The organism is Nostoc sp. (assembly GCF_036916735.1).
Taxonomy (GTDB): Bacteria; Cyanobacteriota; Cyanobacteriia; order Cyanobacteriales; family Nostocaceae; genus Nostoc.
Map to the genome: position 1 here is coordinate 53564 of NZ_JBALFV010000099.1, position 8297 is coordinate 61860.

General features: G+C 42.0%; 7 protein-coding genes and 1 pseudogene. 4 read left to right on the forward strand and 4 right to left on the reverse strand.

Annotated elements, in window-relative coordinates; translation table 11 throughout:
- Positions 1 to 5: 5 nt before the first annotated feature.
- The gene (locus V7L20_RS22860; protein WP_334746285.1) at positions 6 to 2366 is read left to right on the forward strand and encodes a CHASE2 domain-containing protein; all 2361 of its coding nucleotides are present in this window, start codon (positions 6 to 8) and stop codon (positions 2364 to 2366) included.
- A gap of 186 nt (positions 2367 to 2552) precedes the next feature.
- A complete protein-coding gene (locus tag V7L20_RS22870) occupies positions 2553 to 2828 on the forward strand; it encodes a hypothetical protein (RefSeq protein WP_334746286.1) in 276 nt (91 codons plus the stop codon).
- An 88-nt stretch (positions 2829 to 2916) separates the two neighbouring features.
- On the opposite strand, the pseudogene V7L20_RS32825 reads toward V7L20_RS22870, so the two are convergent.
- The 4 genes and pseudogenes from V7L20_RS32825 to V7L20_RS22890 all read right to left on the reverse strand — a co-directional run.
- Positions 2917 to 3312: pseudogene (locus tag V7L20_RS32825) on the reverse strand (transposase); the annotation flags it as partial.
- A gap of 516 nt (positions 3313 to 3828) precedes the next feature.
- On the reverse strand, positions 3829 to 4350 hold the full coding sequence (locus V7L20_RS22880) for a hypothetical protein (protein WP_442943616.1): 522 nt from the start codon (positions 4348 to 4350) through the stop codon (positions 3829 to 3831).
- Between the two features lie 116 nt (positions 4351 to 4466).
- Positions 4467 to 5267, reverse strand: coding sequence for a spherulation-specific family 4 protein (locus tag V7L20_RS22885; protein ID WP_334746287.1), 801 nt, complete (start codon positions 5265 to 5267; stop codon positions 4467 to 4469).
- A 257-nt stretch (positions 5268 to 5524) separates the two neighbouring features.
- Positions 5525 to 6871, reverse strand: coding sequence for a glutamate-cysteine ligase family protein (locus tag V7L20_RS22890; protein WP_334746288.1), 1347 nt, complete (start codon positions 6869 to 6871; stop codon positions 5525 to 5527).
- Between the two features lie 253 nt (positions 6872 to 7124).
- On the opposite strand from V7L20_RS22890, the gene V7L20_RS22895 reads away from it, so the two are divergent.
- Both V7L20_RS22895 and V7L20_RS22900 read left to right on the forward strand, forming a co-directional pair.
- Positions 7125 to 8204: an ion channel gene (locus tag V7L20_RS22895; RefSeq protein WP_334746289.1), complete on the forward strand. Its 1080-nt coding sequence runs from the start codon at positions 7125 to 7127 to the stop codon at positions 8202 to 8204.
- Positions 8201 to 8297 (forward strand): DUF928 domain-containing protein (locus V7L20_RS22900; protein WP_334746292.1); only part of this gene is annotated, 97 nt, incomplete at its 3' end. The genes V7L20_RS22895 and V7L20_RS22900, both read left to right, overlap by 4 nt.

Sequence of the window (8297 nt, forward strand, 5' to 3'; positions counted from 1 at the left end):
TAGCCATGACTAAATTAGTCGTGTTGAACTTAGGAAAGGGTAACTTGAAGCAGGGATTTGCTACCGTTACAGCTCAGCTGTACAACAATAGCAACTCTATACCAATACAATTTACAGGTAGCTTACCTGGGGCACCAGAAATTATAGAACTTTATAGACGTTGGCAGTTGCTTTATTTGTTGCTGCATGAAGCTCTTTTTCCTGGTCAACGTTGGCAGAGAAACATGGCAAGCGATGCAGGTATTGAAATTGATGCCGAAGATATAACTAATATTTCTTCTGTGGAATTTAGTAATTTATGTAACAAGTTACAAAATAAAATTAATGTTTGGTTAAAATCTGAGCTATTTCGCAACATTGACCAGAAATTACGCACGAAGTTAAATCCTCATGAGGAAATTCGGGTAATTCTAGAAACAGAAGATAATCAAGTTCGTCGCTTACCCTGGCATTTATGGGATTTTTTTGAAGATTACCAAAAGGCAGTATTTGGTTTAAGCGCTCCTGAAGTAGATGAAGTTAAACCATTAGGCAAATCTACTAGGGATAAGGTGAGAATATTAGCTATTCTGGGTAATAGTCAAGGAATTGATATTCAACAAGACCAGGCAATACTCAAACAACTACCAGGAACGCAGACTGTTTTTCTGGTTGAACCAGAGCGCTCAGAATTAGATCGATATTTATGGGACAAGCAAGGCTGGGATATTCTTTTTTTTGCAGGACATGGTTCGAGTCAAACTGATGATGAAATCGGTCAAATTTACATTAATCAAACTGAGAGTTTGACGATTTCTCAGTTAAAAAATGGTCTGAAAGCAGCGATTACTAGAGGTTTACAACTGGCAATTTTTAACTGTTGTGATGGACTAGGATTAGTACAACAATTGGTATCACTGCACATTCCCCAAATGATTGTAATGCGGGAAGTAGTACCAGATCGGGTCGCTCAAGAATTTTTGAAGCACTTTCTAGAAGCTTTTGCCAATGGAGAATCTTGTCATTTAGCGATGCGGGAAGCCGTAGAAAAGTTGCAAGGTCTAGAAAGCAACTTTCCTTGTGCTAGCTGGTTACCTGTGATTTGTCAAAATCCCACAGCTATGTCTTTGGTGTTGCACAAAGTCGGCTCTAAATCTACTAGCTTGCACAGCCGAAATATTATTGGGACAATTTTCCAAATCAGTATAGTTACGACTGCTTTGATAATGGGGATGCGCTCCGTTGGCATATTGCAGTCATGGGAGCTGATGGCTTTTGATGCCATGATGCGATCGCGACCTGATGAAGGACAAGATCCACGTATTCTAGTAGTTAGCGTTACTGAAGCTGATGTGCGATCGCAACCAGCCAAAGAAAGAGGTGGAGCTTCACTATCAGACCGCGCACTAGCCCAAGTTGTAGAAAAATTAGAGCAGTTTCAACCGCGAGTCATTGGCTTGGATATCTACCGGGAGAATCGCGTAGGAGCAGAGTATAAGAAATTATCTAAACTCATGCAAAAAAGCGATCGCTTTTTTGCAATATGCGAAGTTAGTGAGGAAAACAAAAACAGTGGTGTTTCGCCACCCCCTGAAGTTCCAAAACAAAACTTGGGTTTTAGTGACGTTATACCCGATCCCGATGGCATTATCCGCCGTCAAATATTGGCTATGGCTCCTGCTTCACCCTGCAACGTTGATAAATCTTTTAGTTTTCAATTAGCAAATCGTTACTTGCTTGCTCTTGGTATTCAGTCCAAACTAACGACAGAAAAAAACTGGCAGTTTGGCAATGTTGTCTTTAAAAACTTAGAGTCAAACAGCGGTGGCTATCACAGAATCGATAATCTAGGTCATCAAGTGCTACTTAATTATCGCTCTTCCCATCAAGCTGTTACACAAGTAACTCTAGCAGATGTTTTGAAGAATAAACTCACTTCTGATTTAGTAAAGAATCGGGTCGTTCTCATTGGTACAAGTGCTGAAAGTTTTCATGATTATTGGTCTACACCTTATAGCGCCAGTCAGTGGTCATATAATCAAATGCCAGGAGTAATGCTTCAAGCACAGATGGTGAGTCAAATTCTTAGTGCCGTTTTAGATAATCGTCCACTATTGTGGATGTTACCAAAGTGGGCTGAATTCATTTGGGTCTGGAGTTGGTCATTGATTGGAGGCATAATTGTTTGGCAATTTCGCTCATGGTTAAGATTGGGATTGGCAGGATTGGCAACTGTTTGCGTTTTTTATGGTGTATCCTTTGGTCTGTTGCTCCAAGGAGTCTGGATACCCCTAGTCCCATCAGTTTCAGTTTTGATAGTTAGTGGATTAAATGTATTTATTTATATTAATAAGCTAGTTAAAATAAGGGCGTTGTTGCATGAATAAGGAAAAATGGTATAACTAATCTGCCACCAATATCCATTCCAGAATCCTCCATCTGGTGCTTTTTCTTGCAATACCTGCCATAACTGTGCCTGCTGGATATCATCTACTAGCAGCTATTTACCTTGGTTTAACTGTCTGCGTAGGCGCAGCCCGCCTTCGGCATCGCGGGTACTAACCCTACTAGTGATGGCAGCAATAGTACTGAGTTTGGTGTATCGACAAATAAATTATTTAACAGATGTTCTGCGCTGCCTGGAAATAGAAGGATTACTGTGGGTTGAGGCAATGTCTGTGAGTCGGCAAGAAGCGCTATCTCAACGATTAGAGAGCTTGCCAGCAAAGTTATTTATCAAGCTGTATGAGCAAGTAATAGAGCGCCTAGTAGCCAAGAAAAATCCCATAGAAGTTGACCCAAGGTGGTCATCGGTAGCTGATATGAACAGTTCAGTGCAGTATGGATAGCGGATGCATCGACCTTGGAAGCCATCAAAAAACATTGTCGACGTTGGCAAATCTAAGATGCATTTTTACAGACAATACCTTAGCCAATTTACGAGGGGCTAAAGTCTGTGGAAACGGCATGAATCCGTCCTAAAGAAGTAAGCTTGGCAAAAATTTGAGCTAACAAAATAGGGTCAGGCTGTTAGAGAAGTATTTTTAATATTTCATGGACGTATCGAAAACCACGGTAATAAGCTTTCAGGTCAATAATGCCACAGTTAGGATTATGTTTAGGGAAATCAGCGAGAAGATGATGGGATAAATTGACCATAAAGAATGCTCCCTTAGCGGCATTAGTCACAGCAGTTTGGCTCAGATTCATAAAATCTTCTAAGCGCCAGAATTGTTTAGCATCCCGAAAATTAAACTCGATTTGGAAACGTAGCTTATAATAGTCAATGATTTTATCAGCTTTCAAATCCAGGTCACTGGAAAATAAAATTACAATGTTTCCGAAAAAACAGCCAAAACAACGTTGCCCAAGGTATTACTGTAGAGAAAAATCTCCCCATTGTCCGATAGCTACCACCAGCACCTGTCCAACGGGCAATTCAAGGGCATCGTGACTCGACCATTAAGAGCTAACATTGCCTGGATGATTTGGTTCAATTGCCGCATCGTTGTCGCGCTTATTTGCAGCAGCAGGCATTGTAACAATGATAAGATATCGGGCATGAGCGGGCAGTGATTTTTGAGTTGTCGTTGTGAGAGACAATAACTCTACTACGAAACGCCCTACCTCTTCATGCTCTTATTTTGGCAACGGTATTGATTGTAACAATAGGTTTTTGAAGAAGATTAGCCCTGTTAAAAACTTATTTGATAATGATAATCAAAATAAGAATAGAATGAGCATCACTTGCCCCCTAATCAGTTACGATTATCATTTTTATCTAGAGCTTTTTGAGTATTTTAGCTGATTGACAAAACGTACTTTTTCTTAAATTGTCACGGGTGTTCTTTATTCGCTTTGGATGTAGCGAAAATTCATATCCCCCTTGTAGCCAGAAGCTTTAGCTAAGTCCTTGAGGTTCTGTACGCCGCTATATTGCTGCCCGTTGATAAGCCAAGTGGGAAAGCCAGGAACTTTCGCAGCTTTACATAAATCGGGATGAGGATTGATGCCACGGCGATCGCACTCCACCTTGATGCTGTCGTTGATAATCTGGTAGGCTTCTTTACCAAAGAGTAACTTCTGTTCATGACAGTGAGGACACCACCAAGCAACGTATTCCTTAGCACCTATACTCATCAAATGCCGTGCCAGGGCTATCTCTGCCTTGCTGGAAGTGGTAGTAATTTCCCAACCGACTCCAGGCTTAGGGCGTTCCTTAGGCAGGAAGAAGATGATTGATGGGGACTTTTGGTTGTCCTTTATAAGTGCTAGTGCTGTTGGTGAATGGAGTGTAGAGCCGGAAGCCGTACTAACACAGATAATGGAGAGCGGTAACAGTGCAAGTAAAAGAGAGTGTTTGATAGCCATATTACATCTGTAAGGATGAATAGTGATTGAGTAGTTGTCGAAGTTAACAATTGTATGGTTGCTTTGTGAGAATCAGAAACCCTGCCTGCGAACAGATACGTTTATTTCTCAATTACTTAGGTGCTGCATTTTGTTGTCATAGCAGTTAATTCATTAGTCCAATATGTAGCAAGAGTATCCCAAGGATTAGGCAAAACATCATCAGTTACATAAATAGTCCCTGCATTTCGTTTAAGAGCCAATCCAATGGCATCATTCATCCCAGTTGTGCCAAATGTACTATGTATAAGATGGGCAAATTTATTCGCGGGGTAATTAAATAGCCAAGCTGGAGCTTGCCAGTTTTGGTAATTACTATAAGTATCTTCAAACACTACGGTAATGTCCGCCAGTTTTATGTAATCCTCTGCGGGAACAGTACCAGGGTTTAGCATCACTAAAGAGCCTTTTGTATTACGAATATAATTGGCGAGATTTGTGTAGTAGGCAAAGTTATTAGTACTCTTGGCTACTTCATCCAAAAAGATGCCATCTACTGCATACCAAGTTTTATACTGATCTATTTCTGTTTTGACAGGCGTTGCACTACGGGTTCCATAGCTTGTATGTACATAACCAATAACTTTGATGCCTGCTGCTTGTGCATTCTTCACAGCAGTAACGTAGTCTGTGTTTTTTGCTGCACCAGGGCCACTGTTAGGATTCATGATCATCACACTAACTCTAGGCGCTGCAACAGTTGCCTTTTGCCAATAAGTTCCTGGATAAAAATAGGCAGGAATAGAAATACTTTGGCAAAGACCAGCTGAGGCTTTGGGAGCGGAATTGATTACACCTAGCAATGCTCCAGTTGCTATCAAACTTGCTACTGCCATCCCACGGGATAAGCGTGCAAGTCTTATAGTTAAATTTTTCATTCTATTATCTGCTTTTCTATTTAATGCTAATCAACCAAAAGCTATTTTAACCACTCCTGAAAACAGATGAATGTGATGATAAATTTCGACTTTTGTCAGAGTTTACACCACTACTAACCAATCACACACCATAGACCTACATCCGCTATTATTGTTAAATCAAAGGAGCCACTGCTTTACGTATCCGTGACAAAACGGCTCCCAAGAGCCATCCCAACAGCCTCGAAGGAGCTGTGCAGACTAGATTTGAGATTCGATTAATGCTGGTGTAGCAACAATCCTTCATCAGTATCTAAGGCTGCGAGGGGATTTTCTATGTCTATTGATGAAACTTGTGCTTCTAGCTTGTCACAACTTGAGCGCACTAAACACAAACCGGCATCTAATGAAAGTTGAGCAGTTGTTGGGGTAAATTCTTGCAAGATGCTGGCTTCTATTGTCTGATACTGCTCAAGGTGCCTGCTGAGTTTTGCCAAAAAATTTGCTCCTTCCCCACCTAGTGCGCTTGCAAACTGCAAAATGGAATCGACATAAGCCCTAACTTTGGGGTTTTTAACTCCCTCTGTAGCTGAGGTATAGAGCAATTCACCATTAAGATATTCAAAATCTGGTACATAAAGGTGGTTGCCTACTAATTCAAATATTTGCATTCCTTTAGCTGGTCTAACTGTTAAATTCTCTTGTCTAACTCGCTTGGCTGCATTCTCCAGTAGTGTAATTACAGCTAAAATCACGGATGGATAGTTACTATCTATACATCTTATTTCCACAGTGCCGAGTTTGTTGAGTCTAATTGGATTCCAAGCTGACTTAAGTAAGCTCCCTCCTGCTTCTAATAACAGGTTCGGTTCAATTGAGGCTTTTTCCATCGCTTGCAGCCAAGCATAATAACGAGCGAACTGCTGCTCAACTAAATCCTCGACACTTTCGGCATAAGGCATGAGTCCACCGACAGGTTGTAAATTAGTATAAACTCCCTCCCAACCAAAGGTTTCGCTACCTCGATAACGAATTGTATGTGCGGCTAGCCCTAACGCCTGTCCTTCATAAAAAGGACACGCCCGCGTCAGAGAAATAAGTGCAGAGTCGCAAGCTGTAGCTAAGTTATAAATATTTAATAGTTCTTCTCGCTGTGCCGATGTTGAGTTGTAAGATACTGCAACACGAGGGTCAATTACTCCAGGCGGGACTTCCAGATGCAGGTGTGTACCTGTACATTTTCCGGCGTGCAAAAATTTTTGCATACCGACAGTCCGCGCTTGGATATGGTAATTGGGATGATCTCGCATAACTGGTGTAGTATGCAAAGGATAGCTAGACAGAGGATAAAGGCGTAAACCCATCTGTTGCGCTACAGAGAGGGCAAATTTGAGATTTTTGAGATAAACTTTCCCTAATTCCTTGGCAGTGTCGGCAGGAGGTGTGTTAATTTCTACCATGCTTTTGACGAACTCTGCCACAAAGTAATTTGGGTTTAAACCTTGTGCTTGAGCAATTAATTGACAACTCTTTAAAAACTCATCGGCGCGATCGCTCAAATGACCAGCTTCATCTACCAGAAAAAATTCTTGCTCAAGACCGATACGACGCTTGACTATCGCCATTTAGACCTCCACAAGGGTAATCCCGCTAATTTCGCCACAGCCTCAATATATGTAGCTTAAAGGATAAAGTAACCGCAAGACAAAACCTATTTGAGTCAATTGACTTGGAGAATCAGGGAGAACGCAAAGTGCTTATTGTACGTAGTTTAGAGCTTTTCGAGCCTGCCATATGAGTCAGAATCTTCAAAAATATTGCCATGCATAGTTTACAATTTTTGTCAAAGGTAAAAGTTCAGACTTAGGCAATCAAACGATGGCAATATGTGAGGCAAGCATCGGTATCTTAATCATTGTGATTGTATCGTTTGATGTGTTTCAGGTGGTGATCGTTCCTCGTCGCTCGCCGCGCACGTTTAGAATTTCATCTCTACTAATCAGATTATTTTGGTTGCCGTGGCGAAAACTAAGTTTGCACGCCGGCAAGCGGCAGGAGTATTTATTGGGAATATTCGCGCCGTTATCGGTGATGCTGCTGCTTACAGTTTGGGTGATTGCATTGATCTTTGGGTACGGACTGATCCTGTACGCTCTGCAAGACTCTATCCAACCTGCGATTCAAGATTTTGGTAGTGCCCTTTACGTGGCGGGAACCTCGCTGTTCACGCTTGGATTTGGCGATTTTGTAGCTTTTGGGACTGCGCGGATGGTAATGCTGACGGCAGCAGGTTCGGGATTGGCAGTGATGTCGCTTGTGATTGCGTTTTTATTCTCACTCTACAGTTCTTTACAGCATCGTGAAGTTTTTGTCAATCTCGTTGAAGCCCGGGCTGGCAGTCCTCCATCAGGGGTGACGTTGTTGGAAACTTATACTAGGTTAAAGATTCTTGACCAACTGCCTGGTGACATTGGCGATTGGGAAGTTTGGGCAGCCGAAATTTTGGAGAGCCATCGCGCGTATCCGATTCTGTCGTTTTTTCGCTCGACTCTAGAAGATGATTCCTGGATTAGTACACTCGGTGCAATGCTCGACGCTTGCACACTGTTGCTCACTACTGTACAAACCGAGCATAGCGGTCGAGCGTATTTGATGCACCGAATGGGCTGTCGTATTATTATCGATCTGCATCAGTTGTTTCAACTTCCCTTAGCAGGCATACTCGAAGTTGATCGCGAACAATTTGAGCAGTCACGGGCAAGTTTAGCACAGGCGGGTTTTGTGCTAAAGGATGCAGAATCAGCATGGCGAAAGTTTTTGGAGATGCATTCTGCTTACAGCAGCTTACTCAACACGTTAGTTGAATACTTTGCCACCAAACCGCCCTTATGGACTGATCATACTTTTCCTGCTCCTCATCCGCTTGCTCGCCGATTTCGCCAGAAAACGGGTTCGTGATCGCCCTACCTTCAAAGCCAAGTGTAATTGGTATTTCTCTCCCTAGTAATGCTGCATCGTTAGAAGTAGATCAGATATATCGCTGGTATTTAA

What these genes read in the sequence shown, in the direction of transcription:
- V7L20_RS22885 (WP_334746287.1), bottom strand. Translation starts at nt 5,267, where the DNA reads ATGAAAAATTTAACTATAAGACTTGCACGCTTATCCCGTGGGATGGCA.
- V7L20_RS22860 (WP_334746285.1), top strand. Translation starts at nt 6, where the DNA reads ATGACTAAATTAGTCGTGTTGAACTTAGGAAAGGGTAACTTGAAGCAG.
- V7L20_RS22895 (WP_334746289.1), top strand. Translation starts at nt 7,125, where the DNA reads ATGGCAATATGTGAGGCAAGCATCGGTATCTTAATCATTGTGATTGTA.
- V7L20_RS22870 (WP_334746286.1), top strand. Translation starts at nt 2,553, where the DNA reads ATGGCAGCAATAGTACTGAGTTTGGTGTATCGACAAATAAATTATTTA.
- V7L20_RS22880 (WP_442943616.1), bottom strand. Translation starts at nt 4,350, where the DNA reads ATGGCTATCAAACACTCTCTTTTACTTGCACTGTTACCGCTCTCCATT.
- V7L20_RS22890 (WP_334746288.1), bottom strand. Translation starts at nt 6,871, where the DNA reads ATGGCGATAGTCAAGCGTCGTATCGGTCTTGAGCAAGAATTTTTTCTG.